General features: G+C 40.3%; 20 protein-coding genes and 1 pseudogene. 5 read left to right on the top strand and 16 right to left on the bottom strand.

The features are described 5' to 3' along the window. Position 1 precedes the first annotated feature (1 nt). The 15 genes from SULBA_RS10790 to SULBA_RS10725 all read right to left on the bottom strand — a co-directional run bounded on the left by SULBA_RS10790 (position 2) and on the right by SULBA_RS10725 (position 14,036). A complete protein-coding gene (locus SULBA_RS10790) occupies positions 2-1,303 on the bottom strand; it encodes an anaerobic C4-dicarboxylate transporter (protein WP_014770325.1) in 1,302 nt (433 codons plus the stop codon). 136 nt (positions 1,304-1,439) lie between these two features. After that, the gene (aspA, locus tag SULBA_RS10785; protein WP_014770324.1) at positions 1,440-2,846 is read right to left on the bottom strand and encodes an aspartate ammonia-lyase; all 1,407 of its coding nucleotides are present in this window, start codon (positions 2,844-2,846) and stop codon (positions 1,440-1,442) included. A gap of 192 nt (positions 2,847-3,038) precedes the next feature. Beyond that, the gene (gene aspA / locus SULBA_RS10780; protein ID WP_014770323.1) at positions 3,039-4,469 is read right to left on the bottom strand and encodes an aspartate ammonia-lyase; all 1,431 of its coding nucleotides are present in this window, start codon (positions 4,467-4,469) and stop codon (positions 3,039-3,041) included. A 74-nt stretch (positions 4,470-4,543) separates the two neighbouring features. Continuing rightward, positions 4,544-5,200 (bottom strand): SDR family oxidoreductase, encoded by a 657-nt coding sequence (locus SULBA_RS10775; protein ID WP_014770322.1) that lies wholly within the window; start codon positions 5,198-5,200, stop codon positions 4,544-4,546. Continuing rightward, positions 5,197-6,435: an SPL family radical SAM protein gene (locus SULBA_RS10770; protein ID WP_014770321.1), complete on the bottom strand. Its 1,239-nt coding sequence runs from the start codon at positions 6,433-6,435 to the stop codon at positions 5,197-5,199. The genes SULBA_RS10775 and SULBA_RS10770 overlap by 4 nt, the downstream gene beginning before the upstream one ends. Beyond that, positions 6,422-6,955: a phosphorylase family protein gene (locus SULBA_RS10765; protein ID WP_245391409.1), complete on the bottom strand. Its 534-nt coding sequence runs from the start codon at positions 6,953-6,955 to the stop codon at positions 6,422-6,424. Before SULBA_RS10765 ends, SULBA_RS10770 begins: the two co-directional genes overlap by 14 nt. After that, positions 6,942-7,217: a type II toxin-antitoxin system RelE/ParE family toxin gene (locus SULBA_RS10760; protein WP_014770319.1), complete on the bottom strand. Its 276-nt coding sequence runs from the start codon at positions 7,215-7,217 to the stop codon at positions 6,942-6,944. Before SULBA_RS10760 ends, SULBA_RS10765 begins: the two co-directional genes overlap by 14 nt. Then, positions 7,207-7,467 carry a type II toxin-antitoxin system prevent-host-death family antitoxin gene (locus tag SULBA_RS10755; RefSeq protein ID WP_014770318.1) on the bottom strand — a complete coding sequence of 87 codons (261 nt, stop codon included), beginning with the start codon at positions 7,465-7,467 and terminating at the stop codon, positions 7,207-7,209. Before SULBA_RS10755 ends, SULBA_RS10760 begins: the two co-directional genes overlap by 11 nt. Positions 7,468-8,245: 778 nt before the next feature. Then, positions 8,246-8,863, bottom strand: a complete 618-nt coding sequence (locus tag SULBA_RS10750; RefSeq protein ID WP_014770316.1) for a Fic/DOC family protein — start codon at positions 8,861-8,863, stop codon at positions 8,246-8,248. Further along, a complete protein-coding gene (locus tag SULBA_RS13055) occupies positions 8,844-8,990 on the bottom strand; it encodes a hypothetical protein (protein ID WP_014770315.1) in 147 nt (48 codons plus the stop codon). Before SULBA_RS13055 ends, SULBA_RS10750 begins: the two co-directional genes overlap by 20 nt. Positions 8,991-9,048: 58 nt before the next feature. Continuing rightward, on the bottom strand, positions 9,049-9,807 hold the full coding sequence (locus tag SULBA_RS10745) for an acyl-CoA dehydratase activase (RefSeq protein WP_014770314.1): 759 nt from the start codon (positions 9,805-9,807) through the stop codon (positions 9,049-9,051). Continuing rightward, positions 9,807-11,126, bottom strand: a complete 1,320-nt coding sequence (locus tag SULBA_RS10740) for a double-cubane-cluster-containing anaerobic reductase (protein ID WP_014770313.1) — start codon at positions 11,124-11,126, stop codon at positions 9,807-9,809. The genes SULBA_RS10745 and SULBA_RS10740 overlap by 1 nt, the downstream gene beginning before the upstream one ends. Positions 11,127-11,311: 185 nt before the next feature. Beyond that, a complete protein-coding gene (locus SULBA_RS10735; RefSeq protein WP_014770312.1) occupies positions 11,312-11,902 on the bottom strand; it encodes a hypothetical protein in 591 nt (196 codons plus the stop codon). A gap of 2 nt (positions 11,903-11,904) precedes the next feature. Next, on the bottom strand, positions 11,905-13,317 hold the full coding sequence (locus SULBA_RS10730) for an AAA family ATPase (RefSeq protein WP_014770311.1): 1,413 nt from the start codon (positions 13,315-13,317) through the stop codon (positions 11,905-11,907). 146 nt (positions 13,318-13,463) lie between these two features. Then, positions 13,464-14,036 (bottom strand): flavin reductase family protein, encoded by a 573-nt coding sequence (locus SULBA_RS10725; protein ID WP_014770310.1) that lies wholly within the window; start codon positions 14,034-14,036, stop codon positions 13,464-13,466. A 139-nt stretch (positions 14,037-14,175) separates the two neighbouring features. On the opposite strand from SULBA_RS10725, the pseudogene SULBA_RS13270 reads away from it, so the two are divergent. The 5 genes and pseudogenes from SULBA_RS13270 to SULBA_RS10705 all read left to right on the top strand — a co-directional run. Next, positions 14,176-15,069 (top strand): annotated as a pseudogene (locus SULBA_RS13270) (methyl-accepting chemotaxis protein); the annotation flags it as partial. Then, positions 15,064-15,498 (top strand): CZB domain-containing protein, encoded by a 435-nt coding sequence (locus tag SULBA_RS13195; RefSeq protein WP_245391466.1) that lies wholly within the window; start codon positions 15,064-15,066, stop codon positions 15,496-15,498. The pseudogene SULBA_RS13270 and the gene SULBA_RS13195, both read left to right, overlap by 6 nt. 3 nt (positions 15,499-15,501) lie before the next feature. Next, positions 15,502-15,870, top strand: coding sequence for a response regulator (locus tag SULBA_RS10715; protein ID WP_014770308.1), 369 nt, complete (start codon positions 15,502-15,504; stop codon positions 15,868-15,870). Positions 15,871-15,878: 8 nt separating this feature from the next. Then, complete coding sequence (locus SULBA_RS10710) at positions 15,879-17,564, top strand: PAS domain-containing sensor histidine kinase (protein WP_014770307.1); 1,686 nt, start codon at positions 15,879-15,881, stop codon at positions 17,562-17,564. A gap of 115 nt (positions 17,565-17,679) precedes the next feature. Continuing rightward, entirely contained in the window at positions 17,680-18,447 is a 768-nt protein-coding gene (locus tag SULBA_RS10705) for an undecaprenyl-diphosphate phosphatase (protein WP_014770306.1), read from the top strand. Here the strand turns inward: SULBA_RS10705 and SULBA_RS10700 are convergent. Further along, a complete protein-coding gene (locus tag SULBA_RS10700) occupies positions 18,444-19,025 on the bottom strand; it encodes a DUF134 domain-containing protein (RefSeq protein ID WP_014770305.1) in 582 nt (193 codons plus the stop codon). The genes SULBA_RS10705 and SULBA_RS10700 overlap by 4 nt on opposite strands. Positions 19,026-19,060 lie beyond the last annotated feature (35 nt).

The following is a 19,060-nucleotide window of genomic DNA, read 5'->3' as shown; positions in this document are numbered from 1 at the left end:
TTTATAAAATCATTCCACCAATAACAAAGGCAAAGGCAACAGAAAGAGAAATAGCAACCACACCAGGAATTAAAAATGGGTGATTAAATACATATTTACCAATGCGTGTTGATCCTGTATCGTCCATTTCCACCGCTGCAATGAGTGTTGGGTAGGTTGGAAGAACAAACAGCGCACTGACCGCTGCAAACGAAGCAACGATGGTTAAAGGTGAAACACCAAGCAACAATGCACTTGGCATCAACGCTTTAGCGGTTGCTGCTTGAGAGTAAAGAAGCATACTAGCAAAGAAAAGAACGACAGCTAACATCCATGGATAAATGTTAAGCAAATCACCCGCAAACGCTTTAATTTCAGTGATGTGGTTTGCTACAAACGTATCACCTAACCACGCAACACCTAGTACACAGATACATGCACTCATACCTGATTTAAAGGTACCAGAGTTAAGAATTTGTGCAGAATCAATTTTTGTCAAGAAGGTGATAAATGTTGCACCTGTTAGCATGAAAAGCATAATCGCTGCATCACGTCCAACCACAGGATTTTTAATCAGACCTACTTTTCCACTAATCATCGTTGCATATGCGACAACGGCTAAAATAGTCACAAGGAAAATAACCACAGAGAGTTTTGCACCTGGTTTAATTTCAAGTTGTGTAGCACCTCTTGTTTTTACCAAACCTTTTGCTAATCGCTCTTGATAGACTTCATCGTCTTTAAGCTCTTTACCTAAAAAGTTAGCAACAAACGCTGCACACATACATGCAAGAAAAGAGGAAGGAATACAAACCGCTAAAAGTTCCAAATAGCCTACACCGTGTTTCTCTAATGCACCACTTAAAAAGACAACTGCTGCTGAAATGGGAGATGCGGTAATGGCGATTTGAGAGGCAACAACGGCAATACTTAAAGGACGTGATGGACGAATGCCTTGTTCTTTTGCCACTTCTGCAATAACAGGAAGTGTAGAGAATGCGGTATGACCCGTACCTGCAAAAAATGTCATAATGTACGTAACCACAGGGGCTAAAAACGTAATTTGTTTAGGATTTTTGCGAAGAATTTTTTCCGCGATACTCACCATATAATCAAGCCCACCTGCTACTTGCATAGCAGCAATGGCTGCAATAACAGACATAATGATTAAGATAACATCAATAGGAATTGATCCTAATTTTAAACCCATACCAAGCGTTAAGACAAGAACGCCCAACCCTCCAGCATAACCGATAGCAATGCTACCGAGTCTTGCACCAAAAAAGATGGCAGCAAGAACAACAATGATTTCTAACCATAACATGGTAACTCCTTGTACTAAGTTTATGAACTCCTCTAATAGCTCAAAAAGCGATTAGAGCAATTGGGTGCCACAAAAGAGCGGTAAAAGGAAGAAGGTGTGTGAGCACCGCTTCTTCTGTGGCACGGCAAAAGGCTATTTATTTTTTATCGTAGGTACGAGGTTTGATCATGTTTTCTGGTTTGATGATGTCATCTAGCTCATCTTTAGCCAAAAGACCACGTGCTAGAACGATGTCATAGACTGAACCGCCTGTCTCTAGTGCTTCTTTCGCTACTGAAGTTGAGTTCTCATAACCGATAAATGGGTTCAGTGCAGTAACAAGTCCGATACTGTTAAGAACAAGTGATTTACATCTCTCAGGATTTGCAGTAATTCCATCAACACATGTTGTTGCCAATGCTTCAAATGCGTTTCGCATCATGTTTACAGAGTTGAAAAGGTTGAATGCAATCACTGGTTCAAACACGTTAAGTTGAAGTTGACCACCCTCGCACGCCATAGTAACCGCAACGTCTGTACCAATCACTTGGAAACATACTTGGTTTACAACCTCAGGCATAACGGGGTTGACTTTACCTGGCATAATAGAGCTACCTGGTTGCATTGCAGGAAGGTTAATCTCGCCAAAACCAGTTCTTGGACCTGAGCTTAGAAGGCGTAGGTCGTTACAAATTTTTGACATTTTGGTCGCTACACGTTTAAGAACACCCGAGATTTGTACATACGCACCTGTATCTTGTGTCGCTTCAACCAAGTCACCTGCGGTTACAAACGGACGACCTGTTACTTCTTGTAGTTTTGCTTCAACGGTTTTTGCATAATTGGGATGAGCGTTAATACCTGTACCAATTGCAGTAGCACCAAGGTTCATTTCACGCATCAATTGTTGCGCTTCAATCACACGTTGAATGTCTTCACCAATCATAACCGCATAAGTACGAAACTCTTGCTCTAAGGTCATAGGAACCGCATCTTGAAGCTGGGTACGACCCATTTTGATGATGTCTTTAAACTCTGCTGCTTTTTTAGCAAATGAATTTTTGATGATGCTCATAGAAACCGTAAGCTCGCCTAGTTTTTCAAAAAGAGCGACACGAAGCGCTGTTGGGTAAGCGTCATTGGTGGATTGAGAAAGGTTAACATCGTTGTTTGGGTGTAAAAATTTGTATTCACCTTTTTTGTGACCCATTTTTTCAAGTCCGATGTTTGCGATAACTTCGTTAGCGTTCATGTTGGTTGAAGTACCTGCTCCACCTTGAAACATATCCACAACGAATTGGTCATGGTATTGACCGCCAATAATTTCATCGCACGCTTCACAAATCACATTCTTTTTAGCTTCAGCTAAAAGACCAAGTTCATAGTTTGCTAAAGCAGCCGCTTTTTTTACTTTTGCTAATGACGTAATAAATGTTGGGAATTTTGCAAGGGTAATTCCAGTAATGTGGAAGTTCTCAGCCGCACGTGCTGTTTGAACGCCATAATAACATTCGTTAGATATTTCTTTATCGCCGATTAGATCGTGTTCCATTCTAGTTGACATCGTATCTCCTTAAAAGTTTAGGGCTTCCTTGTGGAAGTCTTTATGTGCTGAAAGTGTAAACCTCTAAAGGGATTTGAAAATGACTTTTTGGGATTTTTTTTAAAAAAAGATTGAAAGAAGATAATTAATTAAAATATATAAAGATTTAAGGAAGAATGTTTTACATGTAAAGAGGGAAAAATCCCTCTTTACCTAGAGTTTGACGAATTTACTTTTTTCAGAAAGACCAAAATTACGAGGTTTTATCATGTTCTCTGGCTGAATAATATCGTCAAGTTCGGCTTTATCCAGTAAGCCTTTTTCTAAGACAATATCATAGACAGAGCGCCCGCTCTCCAATGCTTCTTTAGCCACCATCGTGGAGTTTTCATAACCAATGAAAGGATTAAGAGCGGTGACTAAACCAATGCTATTGAGCACCAGCGCTTTGCATCGCTCAGGATTAGCGGTAATGCCATCCACGCAGGTGTACGCCAATGCTTCAAAAGCGTTTTTCATCATGTTAATGGAGTTGAAAAGGTTGTAGCCAATGAGCGGTTCAAAGACATTGAGTTGCAGTTGTCCGCCCTCGCACGCCATGGTCACCGCAATGTCGGTTCCAATCACTTGAAAGCAGACTTGATTAACCACTTCAGGAATGACGGGATTGACTTTACCTGGCATGATGGAGCTTCCTGGTTGCATAGCAGGAAGATTGATTTCACCAAAACCTGTACGAGGACCTGAGCTTAAAAGCCTCAAATCGTTGCAAATTTTTGACATTTTAGTCGCCACTCTTTTTAAAACACCCGAAATTTGCACGTACGCACCCGTATCTTGCGTCGCTTCAATCAAATCACCTGCGGTAACAAAAGGACGTCCTGTGACTTCTTGTAGTTTTGCCTCAACCGTTTTGGCATAATTGGGATGTGCGTTAATGCCCGTCCCAATCGCCGTAGCACCCATGTTAATCTCACGCACCAACTGCCTTGCCTCATGAACACGTTGAATGTCTTCACCAATCATCACGGCGTAGGTTCGAAATTCTTGCTCTAAGGTCATAGGAACGGCATCTTGCAATTGGGTGCGACCCATTTTAATCACATCTTTAAAGCTCGCTGCTTTTTTGGCAAAGGAGTTTTGGATGATCTTCATTGATTCACTAAGTTCGCCTAGTTTTTCATACAAAGCAACACGAAGGGCGGTGGGGTAAGCGTCATTGGTTGATTGGGATAGGTTGACATCGTTGTTGGGGTGTAAAAATTTGTATTCGCCTTTTTGGTATCCCATCAGTTCTAAACCAATGTTGGCGATGACTTCGTTGGCGTTCATATTGGTCGACGTTCCTGCGCCTCCTTGAATCATATCGACCACAAATTGGTTATGGTGTTTTCCTGCGATGAGCTGGTCGCACGCCTCAACAATGGCGTTTTTCTTTGCTTCTGTGAGAAGCCCTAATTCGTAGTTTGCCAAAGCGGCTGCTAGTTTGACTTTAGCGATGGATTCAATAAAGGTTGGAAATTTGGAGAGGGTTACGCCTGTGATGTGAAAATTCTCAGCCGCACGTGCGGTTTGAACGCCATAATAGCACTCGTTTGAAATCTCTTTATCACCGATAAGATCGTGTTCAATGCGTGTAGACATGGTAACTCCTTTTTTGAGCAATGGTTTGCGCCATTATAAGCGGAGTTACTATAAAGTATCTTTACATGTAAAGATTATTTTTTAGCAATGCCCACCTTTTGAGGACGTATGCTCAAATCAGTAATCACCCCGTTTACATGTAAGACATCCCACACGCTTTTAGCGATGGTTTCAGGAAGCAGATGGGTGGATTCATCCTCGCTGGGCTTAAAATGAAGTGCATCAAAAAAAGGCGTTTGGGTCATGTCGGGATTGATGGAAGTGACTTTCACACCGCTTTTGCGCACCTCTTCAAACAAACAATGCCCAAAGTCTCGAAGCCCGCTTTTCGTGGCGGTGTACAAAGCAGAATATTTGGCATGGCGGGTCGCTTCAATGGATGTAATGTTAATGATATGCCCTTGCGTTTTTTGCAAAGAACGCAAACACAAAGAACTTAACATAATAGGAGCCGTGAGGTTAATGTCGATGAGGTTTTTAATTTTAGAGGGGCTAATCGTCTCATGTGGGTCAAATAGCCCAATGCCCGCACAGTTAATCAGCACATCAACCTCATGCGTTTTCAACCACGCCTTCACCGCATTTTCAAGGCTCTTTTCGTCTCTTAAATCACAAACAATCTCCGCTTCGTTTCGTCCAATATTAAAAACCTGATACTCTTTACATGTAAGAATGTTTTTTATCGCCTTACCAATGCCACTGCTACCGCCAGTCATTAAAACGGTTTTCATAAAGCTCCTTTTATTTTTTTCATATATGCCCCTAACATCGCTTCTTCAAAGGCTTCATTGTTTTCAAATTCATGCCCGAAAACCTTTTGCCACAAGCTTTCATCTTCCATGCAGAGGTAGAAAAAAATCTCGTTGCGCCACGGCTTAAATGCTTGGTAGAGCGTGCTAAACATCTCCTCTTTTAAAGAAAGGGGATAAGAATATTTACCACTCGCATCGACGAGGGGCATTTGTAAAATTTTACTGCTTTGCGCACGCAAACGAATCTTCTTCAAAACGGGCTTAATGAACGTCAGCGTTCCCATGGAGATGAGGGCAACCTCTTTACATGTAAACCGTTTGGTAAGCTCATTTGCGATTTCTGTGTACGCCTCTTTCCACCCCTCAAAAAGCACGATGGGGTGAAAATGAAAGCCCACCAAAACCCCTTTATCCGCCAAAGCTCTGGCACTTTGGATGCGTTTTTCAAGGCTAGAGGCTCGCTTTTCTTCATTCTCAATAATGACCTGAGGGTTCAACGACCATGTGCAAATAACGTTTTTGGGAACCTCGTTTTCAAGTAAATAGGCGATATTGTCTGACTTGCTTTTGAGCTCCAAAATAACGTTGGGATGTTTTCGTGCAAAGGCAAAAAGGGCTTCTAAAACGCCTGAACGGTTTCCCCACATGAGTGAGTCTGAAGACTGCCCTGTACCGATGTGGTAGGTTTTGGAAGGCTCAAGCTCCAAACGCTCCAACTTCTCAGCAAAGCTTTTATCAAAGGTGATGGTGTTGTTTTTGTAAAAACTCTGAATGGAGCAGTACGAGCAGTCAAACCCACAACTCTCCACAGCGTCCAGTGTCATGAGGTTGCAACAGCGTGTTTTAGGTGATGCCACAGGACAACTTCCTAGCCCCAAATGCTCTTTTTCAAGCTCTTCGATTTTGAACGTCTCTTTTTCAAAATCCATGGGTACTGGAGGATAGCACTTTAGGTTTGTTTTTAAGGCTTCATAAGCTTTTTGGAGGGCTGAAAACGCCTCTTTTTTACTCTCTTTCTCCACCCAAACTGCCGTTATATCTTCACCCCACATCTGCATATCAATCGCCATAACGATGAACTGCTGAATTTGCGAAAAACTGAAATGATACGCTAAGGCTTTCTCTTTTAAAAAGGTTTGTGTGTTTACATGTAAGCTTTGAAAAGCGGTGTTTTCGCACGCTTTTTCAAAATGTATTTGCTTATCTTCTAACATATTTCTCCCACTGTTTGATGCTTTTTCCTATCCAATTTCCCACATCGGTTTTGCTTGGGATGACGTCTTCCAAATGGTCGGAGACGACTTTCAAAACGTAGGCTTCGATGTTTTTGGGTAGCGTTTGCAAGAAGGTGTCCGCTTCCATGTCCACCAAAGTAGTCTTTACATGTAAAGCATTCTCCACCGCTTTTTCATGTGAGGAACAGCTCGCAAAAGGTACGCTTAAACCCTCATGTGTGGTGCAAAAAAGGGTGCCTTTAAGAACGGTTTTATCGACACACCCCGCAATGCCGATGTTGATGGCAACGCACGGTTCATAAAGACTGAGTGCATACAAAAGTGCCTCTTTGGAATTTTGGCTTCCCATTCCAGAGACGATGAGGACAATCTGCTCGCCCTCGTAAAGATTGAACGGTTGTTTTGCTTTACATGTAAGAGAAAAATGCCCAATGATGGGCTTGGCTTCGGCAACGAGTGCGGTGTGAATGAGGGTGGTTATTTTTCTAGTACACATCATCATGTGCCCCAATGTCGAGTAAAATGATGACTTCATCGACGATGATAAAATCTAAAATAATGCGGTACTCAATGTTAATCGAAATAGAGTAATACGCACTTAAATTCCCTTTGAGCTTATGCAAGCGAAGCGAGGGATGGTGCGGATTTTCTTGAAGAATACGAATGGTTTTTTCATAACGCACCGCCATATCTTTATGCGTTTGTATAAATTTGCGAAGCTTTTTTTTGTAGCTTTCGCTTAAACGGATTTCATAAGCCATTGGCAATGGCTCTTACTTCTTTGAGGTGTTCCTCCACATCTGTCGTGTAACGCCCCTCTTTGATTTCCTGCATCGTTTCGTCATACAGGCGGTCAAGTTCCAGTTCACGCAACTGCTTGTAACGCTCAATATCGATGACAACGTACTTGTTTTTTCCTCGTACATTGATAACCACTTCACTCATGGTTTCAAAAAGTTTGTCTAAAAGCGTGACCCCTTTGGTCTTGATGTCATTGGCTGAGATTATCATAATAGTATCCTTAATCGTACGATTTAGCGTATTATAAAGGATACTTTTGGAAAAGAAGCTTAGGGATTGGGGTTACATGTAAAGTAATCATCAAGGATATTGAATAATGTTTCAGCCATTTCAGAGCCATCAAAAACAGAGATGAATTTCTTATCAGATTTTTTAGGATCCCAGAAGGTTAAACCCATGTCAGGTTGAATTAAAATACCCAATCCAAACAATTTTTTCTGAACATCACAATAAAATTCTTGTTGAGATTTGAGTGTGTAATGAAAATAACCACTTTCTTGTGTTATTTTATCTTTCCATAATTCATAAAAGCATTTAAAATCTTCATGTGTAAATGTATTGATATTTGTAAAAAGAGAAGACTCATAATAATTGAGTGAGCCATTTTTAATTCTATTTGTCCAAAGTTTAGCGAGGATAAAAATGGTGATACGATTGTCAGCATGAAGGTTTAATGATGAGATTGCTCATAAATTCTCTATCTTTATGTGATTTTGAATTGATAAAATCAAGCAGCTCATCTGTTGATACATTATTGTATGCCATATCTAAAATCAAGTTATTAAATTTAGCATCTAAAAAGCCTTGATAACTTTTTGCAATAGACTCTTTAATTAAAGATAGAGTAAGCCACCATTTGCGATATTAAGTGCATGAAAAACCGCAATAGCATCGGCTTTTAAGTCATTTCCAACTTTTTTCGGTAAAGATTTGAGACTCATAAACGACCTTTTTGAAGAGTTGTCAAATTATATCCAAACCCTTATATCTAAGAATTACTGTGTTCTTTCAACCCATTCTCGATAATTTCTTCCATCATTGAAGCATCGGCGTATTGTACGCAAAGAATGGAAGCTTCAATGTAGGTGTTGTTTTCAAGAGCTTTGGAATAATCAATAAAATCGTAGCCGTTGTAAAGGCAAAGCATATCGATAAAAAGGCGCAAAATTCGACCGTTTAGTTCATAAAAAGGGTGCAATGCAATGAGTTCGCTTTTATAGTAAGCTAGCTTTTTGACAAATGCTTTTTTATCTTTACATGTAAGAAGATAAGCATCGTTTTCAAGCTCTGTGAAAATTCTTTTAGACTCGTTTGGAAGGTAGTGTGCAAGGCAAAACTGTGAGTTACTTTTGCTCATATTGACCGTGCGATAAAGTCCCGCAAAGTCATACAAAGATTCAAATGTTTTCTTGTGTAAACTGATGAAATAGGCTTCGTTAAGAAGAGTTTTTTTCGTTATTTGGGAGGAAAAGTATTCATATGCTTCAAGCAGGAGATTGTTTTCTATTTCGTGGATAAGCGCTGCTTCCTTAATGCCCAATTTATTTTTTGGGACATCTGTTCCTTCGATATAAATTGGGCTTTCATCAAGCCGATATTTTGACATGATACTTTGCCATAAGTATTTTCGCTTTTTCTTGCAAGGGTTTTGGGGCAGGTTGGTATCCTTCTATTTCTTGAGAAATAGCGACCGTTTTTTTGATAGCTTCTTTTGAAATTTCACGCTTTTTCATTCACTTGCACCTGTGTTAAATTGCCTAATTGTAGCACATTTTCACCCCAAACAGTATCTTACCCCACCACCTCCAACCCCGCCAACGCCGCACCAACAGCACCCATGAGTTGAGGGTGTTTGGGAATGACGATAGTCCGCTCTAATTTAAGTTCCAACATATGATGCAAGAAAGGATTAAGCGCACCGCCGCCTGTGAAAACGATGGTTTCATTCTCTTTGACGACAAATTTGCGAGCCATGGAAGCAAGCCTTGAGGCGATGGATTCGTGTACGCCATAACAAATGTTCGCCAAACTCTCTTTCTTGGCGATAAGAGAGATGACCTCAGACTCTGCAAACACGGCGCACATGCTGGAGATGGTGAGCTCCTTGTCGTGCTCAAAGCCTGCTTTGGCAAAGTCTTGCATCTCTAGCCCCAAACGATTGGCGGCGATTTCTAGGAATTTGCCCGTCCCTGCGGCACATTTGTCGTTCATGCGAAAGTCGGTGAAACTGCCCTGTTCGCCCATTTTAATCACTTTGCTATCTTGTCCACCCAAATCAATCACTGTAGCAACATCGGGTTCAAAAAAGTAAGCCCCTTTGGCGTGGGCTTTGATTTCGCTTATCACGGGAGCACCATGCGATTCTTCCAACATGTAACGCCCATAGCCCGTGGCGACGAGCATTTTGACCTCTTTATCTGCCAAATACTCGCCCACGATAACATCTTGATTGAAGATGGTGGGGATAACTGCGCTATGCACAATCTCCCGTTCTCTTCCGATACCGATGATTTTTGTATAGGTCGAGCCTATATCCACGCCCCAAAACATTATTTACTTGCGAACGCTTGGGCTTTTTGTTTAAAGCTGATGCTCTCTAAAAAGGCTTCCACACGGGTTTTAATCTGTCCTGCATCTTCTGGTGAGTAGTCAGATTCGATGACAAGGCATGGTATGCCCTCTTTGGCAAGTGCTTCGGTGACAAGGTGCGCTTCAACATTGTACGTGTGGCAAAAAGAGAGGGTGTAGTAGATGACACCATCGGCTTTGCGCTCTTTGTACATTTGCACGATTTTCTCGGTTCTACCTGTGTTGGGGGTGAAACACGCACAGTCAATTTTGGAGTAGCGTTGCATCAAGCGTGCATAGAGTTCATCTTCGCTTGTCACACCCTCAACATCGACGTTGTCTTTGTAATAGCGATGCCCAATACAGCTCTCCTCGTTGATAATCGCCCCACCTGTACTCTCAACGGCGGTATGAATTTTCCAGTTTGGCGGCGCTAAAGGAGTGCCTAAAATCATAATACGAGGCGTGTTAGCAGGAAAGACACTGACCCCCTCTCTCACACGCTCTTCAAGTTCATCGCAGAGTTCGTTCACTTTTTGCGTGTAACGCTCAATGTCGTCCATAAACCCCACTTGCGTAATAAACAGCGAATCTTTTCCGCTAATAGGCATAATATCAGGGTTCATACCACGAAGGGCATCGAGCCTTTGAAGGGCTGAGCGTTTGGCATTGACTTTTTTCACCCCTTCTATCATCTCAGCAAGGCTTAGTTTTTTTTCACTCACTTGCTCAATATGCTCTTTAAACTCCGCAATCTCTTCTTGCCACATTTTGAGGTCTTTTTCACGTTTCATGTGGGGAATGTTCATCACATGCACAGGATGGTGTTTGGCTAAGATTTCCCATGTTTTTTTCTTTGCTTCACAGGTGGTCTCACCGTAGATAAAATCACTTGATTGGGTGTAAGCACAGGTGCGTTGTAACTTAAAGCCGTGTGCGGATTTGATAAGAGGGCAGATATTGCGAGGAAGCTCCGTCTCAGCATCGGCAACCGTAGCGTTTGAACCACCGCAAAGCCCATAACAGGCTCCGCCAGCACCCACCACAATCTCTTCAGGAACGAAGATACAAAACGTCCCCACGGCTGGTTTTTTCTCTGCACGAAGTTGATTGATTTCAGCAATTCTCTGCCCTTGAATCTCACTCATAAACCAGTCAAAATACGCCATACCTTTAGGACGATTAGGTTGTCCTAAAAACTGCGCTTTATAGGCGTCTAAGCCCATTGCCATCATTTTTGCGTGACGATCAACGTCCACACCAATACTGCCCAATAACTCTTTGTGTTGCTCAACACCCATGTTGTTCCTTTTATGATGAAAAATGATGCTGTGCGAGGGTTACATGTAAAGAAGAAAAGCAGAAAAAAGAGTGCTACTTCATGTATGTCTAAGCCTTAGACCAACAGCATTTTGGACATTATAAAGGAGAAAAGATTAAAAATAGGTAAAAAGTTTTTTACCAAATTAGGAGATAATCTCTCCGTTTACCAAATTTCCATAATACTTTTTGTATCATCATTTCTAACAATTATTTTTTTTGGATTTTTAGGGCTATTTGCATTAGCAGGTATGTTCTTTTTAGTTGTAGTTGTTTTTCTTAAAGAGGGTTTTCCATCATTTGGATCGGTGTGAAAAATCAAAAATTTTTCTGTTATGCTTTCAACGTGAATATTACATAATTTTATCAATATTTCTTTTAGGTAAGATACAAAACAACTTGAGCTTATAAACTGACTTACAAATCCTGATGGAGAATCTGATTTCAATTCAATATAAGTAATTTTGCATTTTCCTGCCTCTTTTTCTTCAATTAATAATGCGTCACAAGCCCTATTAATATCATAAGCACTCGTTGTGGAAAATATAGGTGACATACAAGTAATCCTTGCATCGCATACTAATTTCCTTGCATCATCAAGTCCAATGACCAAGTGGTTAGATTTTAAGTCTGAAAGAGTTAATTTTTTTAATTTAGCTTCATTTCTCTCTTCAAGTATCGCATGACACTGCTGTTGCCCATCACAAAGGATAGCACTACTTTTAATAATTTGTTTAAGAGCTTCTAAAATACTCATTTTCAAGCTTCCATATTGTAATAAATAGCTTCTTGCATTGCATTCATTTCATCTATGGTTTCATCAAAACTTTCAGCTTCAATTCCAAGTGTTGGACTAATATTTGCCTTTTTAAGTGTTTTTGTTCTTGTTTTTCGCTTTCCTCCAGCTCTCATCAATAACTCTTCGCGTGTCATATAAAGAGCTACTTTGCTAGCTGACAATTTATCGTCTATTGTATATTCAGGGTACTTTTGTCTTATGCTTTCAAACGATGGCAAGTCTTGATTTAGCATAATCAGGGTGTTAAATTCTTTAACGATATAATCGCTATGTGTTGTAATAAATACTTTTAATCCATGATTAACAAGAGTAACTAAAAATCTTGCTAATCGTCTTTGATTTGAAGGATGTAAATTTAGTTCTGGTTCGTCAAGAATTAACATGTCTCCTTTTTTTGCAAAATATTTAAGCCAATACCACAGAATAAGTAATGATCTCACGGAACTAGATACTTCGCCAAGTCCAAGTTTGAGATATGTTCCTTTTGGTTGAAAGTAGGTTATACCTTCTTTATTTGTTACATAAGTTCCCCCAACAATTCCCTCGAATTTTTGCAGGAGGGTTTGGTCGGCTTTGTGCAATTCACCAAATTCTGCATTGCTATCAGGAAGTTGGTTGATAAATCTCACATTATGTCGCACAGGAAGAGCATATTCTTGTTTACCATAGATAGTTTCAAAAATTTTATTTGGAGTGATACTCTTCTCACCATCTTTGTGCACTTGACTTAATAAATCGATAAGATTTCCAGTAGCCATATTCAATTGTTTTCTAAAAGTTGTAGCACCTGTTCTTTCTGTGCTTGCAATAAAAACATTGGGGATAGTATCTTCTAAAACCATTGAGAATAGTCGGTCTTCTATAAAGCTTCCTAATGGTAACATTGAACGGGATATTGACTCTTCTGATTTTGGAGCTGCTAGTTCGAGTTCTGTTGATCCTGCAGCTTTTGTCATTGCAACTAATAAATTCCCTTTTTCACCTCTAAATTCATTTTTAAATTCTCGTTCCTTCCATTGTATGTCAAGTGGAAGAGTTACGCTGAGTTTAAGTTTATCAAATAATCCACTATTAGAAGCCAGCATTTCAGGAAAATTATTTAAAAATTTTTTCAATGTTTCTTGGCAGATTTCATCCCATTTGTCAATAAGTTTGAGTTGCAAATCTATTTTAACAGTTCCTTCTTGTAAGAGTTGCATTAATTCCACTTCTAAGTCTATGTCTACAAATTGTTTCCAATTGCTCAACAAGTTGTAAATGAGGTATGTTATATAAGTTTTTCCAGTATTATTTTCACCACAAACAATGGTAAGGTTTGCCAATTCGATTTCACCTATTTCTGCTGCCCCAAGGTTCTCAAAAGCAATTTTCATATCTAGTCCTTTTTAACATCTAGGTTGAATTGTAACATAGCTAATTTTTATTTCTTCTTGATATGCTGATACTATACGATTGCCAAGGCAATATCTAATATTTTTCCGATATCAAAAAATGATAAAGCATTAATGTTTTTTAAAGATTAGGAGATAATCTCTCCGTTTATCAAAAATTTTGCTCCTACTCGTCCTATGTTATCCAGCTTTACATGTAACGCTTCATCAATGACTTCATCGGCATAATAAGCATGTTCAACACGCAATAAGCAGGGCGTATGCTTACTTCCTTCAATAGGCATGGTTTGTGTGAAACGGCAAAAAAGAGCACATTGGCTTGATTCTACCATGGGAGGGTACTCGGGTATGCATCGTTTGGATGCAATGTTAAAGGCTTCAAACTCGCTCTTTGTGTAAGGAAGCTCTGTAGCACTTTGGCTCATGGCATCTTTGAGCTCCTTGGAGACAAAGCTAATGGTCACGTAAGAGCCGTTTAGAAAATTTGCTAAGGTATCTTTGGGTGAGCCATCTTCTTTTTTTCCGATGGAGACAATAAGCATGGGCGGTTTGGATGAGAGGGGAATAAAATAGCTAAAGGGGGCTAGGTTACACACACCCTCATGTTCTGTGCTTATCCATGCGATGGGACGAGGCGTTATTGTGTTGGAGATAAGTTTGTAGATGCTGGTTTCCTCTAAGGTTGAGAAGTCTAAAAGCATGATGAATCCTTTACATGTAAAGATAGTCAAACGATTATAACACGCTTTGTAAGAGGAACTGTTTTTTTTGACAAAATTATATGCTAATCGCTAGTGTTTTATCCTATAATAAAGGCAATTTTTTAACAGAGGGGTTTGAATGTTTTTTACGAAAAAAGAGCCTGAAGAACTGGCCATTTTGCGAGATGAAGTCGTAGCGTTGAAAGCAGAAAATGAGCGCCTTTTGGCACTCACGCACTTTTCTCAAGAAGAGATGATTGTGGTGGTGGATAACGCTAAAAAGATCGTGATGCAAAATGATCTTGCCAAAATGACGATTAAAGAGCCTTCTAAATTAGCCTCACTTTTGAACGAATCAATGGATCATATCAGCATGAACGGTTGCGAAGGTTCTGTGCGCTCAAAACGCCTCAGCCCTGATCTTGTGGCGTATAGCATCATCAAAACCGATGTTCGCAATGCCAAAGACAGCAACATTTTAAGCCTGCATCAAAAGTCTATTTCAGATGCACTTCAAAATTCTCAGACGACTTTTTCGGAGATTTTGGGTGATCTAAAAGTGATGAAAACAGAGTCAGCTCAGACCTCAAAAGAGTCACGAGAAGGACTCACTCTTGTGAATAATGCTTCTACGGCTATGGATAAACTAAGCCTTTTGATGAGCGATGTTGTCAGCAATTCAAAGTCTCTTCTAAGCAGAAGCAAGGAGATTTCAGGGGTGGTACAACTCATTGAAGATATTGCGGATCAGACCAATCTCTTAGCGCTCAATGCCGCCATTGAAGCTGCGCGCGCAGGTGAGCACGGACGTGGGTTTGCGGTTGTTGCCGATGAGGTGCGAAACTTGGCTGAGCGCACGCAAAAAGCGACCAAAGAGATTGCCATGGTGGTACAAACGATGCAACAAGAATCCTCGCATTCTGAACAAAGCACGGAGGAAGTAAGCCTCATTGCTCGCAATACCAAAGAGCAAACCGATGCGCTCAAAGAGAAAATCATCTCGTTTGAGAAAAATGCCGCTCGTTCTATGTATGAAGTCAGCTACTTAAGCGATAAAATCTTTGCATCCCTCGCAAAAATCGACCATGTGATCTATAAAAACAACCTCTATGCACTTCTTTTTGGGGAAAAGAACGACTTTAAAGCCACCACCCACCATGAATGCCGTTTGGGGCATTGGTATGAGCAAGGCATCGGCAAAGAGGAGTTTAGCATAACCCCATCGTTTGGAAAACTGGAAAACCCGCATGCTAAAGTGCATGAATTGGCAAATCGTTTAGCCAAAGAGTGTGGTGGCGAGAAAGCGATTTGTTCCAAAGCAGAGATAGAAGCAATGGTAAGAGAGATTGAAGGTGCGAGTGAAACAGTTTTTACGACACTGGATGTGATGGTTGATGAAAAATCAAAAACATTGATGCTTGAAGCCAAAGAGCATCTTTTTGACAAACAAGTAAGGGGGTAACGAATGAATAAGATAATTAAAGTAGCCATTATTGATGATGAGCAAGAGATATTAAATATGATTGAAAAATCGCTCAACCGAACAGCTGGTTTTGCAGTCACTACCTTTTCTAACCCTTTAAATGCCATCTCCCATATCGATAAAACGTATGATGTGGTGCTTTTAGACATCATGATGCCACAGATGAATGGTTTGGATGTGCTCAAACGTTTGCATGAAAAAACCCCAGGTCTTAAAATCATTATGATGACAGCCTACTCCACCCTTGATAAAGTGCTCAAATCGCACCGTGAGGGGGCGACGCACTATGTCATGAAGCCATTTTCCTCGATGAAAGCCTTAGAAGAGAAGATTTACGAGTTGGTTTTGTAGCGTTTCGTATGAAAGATGCACTCTCTAAAATCAGAGACCTTGAGCAAGAAATTACCGTTCTTAAAAACCAAAATAGGCGCATTTTAGAGTGCGCCATTGCTGAAAAAAAAGAGTTAGAACGCCTTGCCCAAAGAGTAAAACTTTATTTTAATAACGCAGATCTTGCCTACATCGTACTGGATGAAAAGCACTTGGTTGTTGATGTCAATGAGACGTTTACACACCTTTTTGGTTATGCTAAGGCAGAGATTTTAGGCTTACATGTTAGCATCCTTTTTACCTCACAAAGTCTTTATGAAAAGTGGTGGCATGTCTACTTACATGAGGGTATGTTTGAACGTCTTAGTAACTTAGAGTACCGATTGCGTACCAAAGAGGGCACGGCATTTTGGGCAGAACTGTTTGGCAAAAAGTTTATGGATGAGGCAGAAGCGCTGAGTATTTGGAGCGTTCGTGACATCTCTTTACGCATAAAATCACGCAATACCATCGCAAAGCTCAACCTCAAATATCAAAAACAGTTGCGTGATATGGAAACGATTTTAGACATTATTCCTGTGCCTGTTTTTATTAAAGACCGCTATTTGCGCTACATTGGATGCAGTCGTGCGTATTGCGCCTATTTTGGTTTGAGTAAAGAAGAGATTTTAGGTAAAACAGTGTTTGACCTCTATCCTCTTGAAATAGCCAATAAAATCAATCAAAAAGATCAAGAGATGCTTAGCTGTAACCTTCAAGTTTACAAAATCACCACGATTGAGCCACGTACTAAGCAAAGAGTGAGTTTGGAAATTCAAAAAAAATGTATGATACGCAACGATGTTTTTGATGGCTTTGTGGGCGTTTTTATTGATATAACAGAAGCACAGAAGCAAGAAATTTATCTGCAAAACCGTATTCGTGAAGAGGTGGATAAAAATCTGAAAATCCAAAAAATCTACCAAGAGGAGATGGTGCGCAATGCCAAATTTAGCGCCATTGGTAAAATGGCTGCTGGCATTACGCATGAAATTAACACGCCTTTGACGTATGTTAAGGGTAATTTTGAGATGCTCGTGGAAGACATTATGGCAGTACTGCCTGATTCTTCTCATAAAGATGGGATGCTCAAAGACAGTCAATTGATTCAAGAAGGAATTGAGCGAATTGAGAGCATTATTGGAACCATGCGAGAGGCATCTCAAAAGAGCCGTGAACAAAAAGAGAAGCTCAATGTGTATGAGCTTCTTTGCTCTTCCCTTGCGCTTTGCTACCACCGTTCAAAGCAGATTGTTACCATTCATCTGAATGACAAACTCTTTGATCAAAACCTTTTAAAAGATGAATATTTCTTTACATGTAACATTCAAAAACAGCGCATCGAGCAGGTATTTGTAATTATTCTAAACAATGCGTTGGATGAACTTGTGAAGATTGAGCCTTTTGAAAAACGTACGTTACATGTAAAGATTTTTCAAGACAATGAAAAGGTTGTGGTACGCTTTTGTGACAATGCTGGAGGCATTAATGCTGCAATTTTACCTCGTATTTTTGAACCCTTTGAAAGTACCAAAATGAGCTCTGGCATTGGGATTGGACTTAACATCGCTCAGCAAATTGTGAGCCAAAATGAAGGGGAAATTCTTGCGTTTAATGAGGGGGATGGTGCTGTTTTTGAAGTGCGTTTACCTTTGGTAAAAGAAGCAGAAGCATAGGTCATGAACTTTTAGATAAACATAAAAGAGGTACCATCGCCAAAAGGCGTTACATGGTAAGTCTCATGAGGCTTATGTTACAATCTCGTTTTTATCTTTACATGTAGGACATTTTGTGGATATTTTTCAGTCGATTATTATGGGAGTGGTTGAGGGGTTTACGGAGTTTTTACCTATCTCTTCTACGGGGCATATGATTATTGTAGGTGATTGGTTGGGGTTAGAGCAAAATCATTTTGTGAAAGCCTATGAGATTATTATTCAGTTTGCAGCCATTTTGGCAGTCGTTTTAAACTATAAAGAGAAGTTTTCGCCCAAAAAAATTAACCTTTGGATGAAACTAGCCGTGGCGTTTGTACCACTGGGTGCCGTGGGTTTTTTGTTTGCCAAACAGATCAAAGCGCTTTTTAGCGTTGAGATTGTGGCTTTGATGTTTATCATCGGAGGGATTGTTTTTTTAGCGGTGGAGAAGTTTTATAAGCCCAAAGAGCACTTTGTGGATGATGTGGAAAAAGTGAGTTACAAACAAGCACTCTGGATTGGTATTGCTCAAATTTTTGCCCTCATTCCTGGAACGAGTAGAGCGGGGGCGAGTATTATTGGAGCGATGCTAGTAGGGCTTACTCGCAAAGCCAGTGCTGAGTTTTCGTTTTTACTTGCCTTCCCTGTTATGTGTGCCACCACAGGGTATGACCTTTTAAAACACAAAAGTGAGCTCTTTAGCGATGCCAATTTTAGCGTTCTAGCAGTGGGTTTTGTGGTCTCTTTTGTGATTGCGTATGCTACCATTAAACTCTTTTTGAAATTTTTAGAGAAATTTACTTTTGTGGCTTTTGGTATTTATCGCATTCTTTTTGGCATAGCACTTTTACTCTACGCCTAAAAGAGCTTGGCAATTTCTGCCTCTTCAATAGAGGGTTTTTCAATTACTTGAATGCCTTTGTCACCCAAAACGCTACGTAAGCCTTGCCCTAGTGTTTGGGTGATAAAAAAATTGACCCCATAGGTGTGCAAAAGCGGTGCTAAAAGCAAAGGCGGCTTTGCCTCTTTTGCGTGCGCTGGGTTTTCAAGCCTAAGTGTCTCTTTAATTTGCTCACCCTCTACCTTAAAAATAAACAAAAATTTCCCCTTAGGATTGAGGTTCTCGTACTGCTCAGAATCCGCACAAAAACCAACCACATAACGCTCTCTTTTCGCTTCTAAATGAAGCTCATACCCACCTAAAATTGCCCGTGCGACTTTTTGGCGTGCGGCTTTAATAATGCGGGCAAAGGTGGGACGAGAAACTTCCATTTTTTGGGCTGCTTCTTCTTGATACAACTCCAATAAATCCATCAAATACAAGGCTTCAATCTCTTCAGGAATCAAGCAAATCGTTTCATTGTGCTTTCCCCCTTTGGGATTAAAGCGGGTAATGAGTGGCTGATAGGAGGTGGCACGGTGGCATTTGTGGCGTGGCATGAAGCAATCCTTTTACATGTAATGCAAGAATCTTA

It is taken from the genome of Sulfurospirillum barnesii SES-3 (assembly GCF_000265295.1).
GTDB classification, from domain to species: domain Bacteria; phylum Campylobacterota; class Campylobacteria; order Campylobacterales; family Sulfurospirillaceae; genus Sulfurospirillum; species Sulfurospirillum barnesii.
The sequence above is the reverse complement of the archived record's forward strand: the minus strand, read 5'-3'. Positions and strand labels throughout refer to the sequence as shown.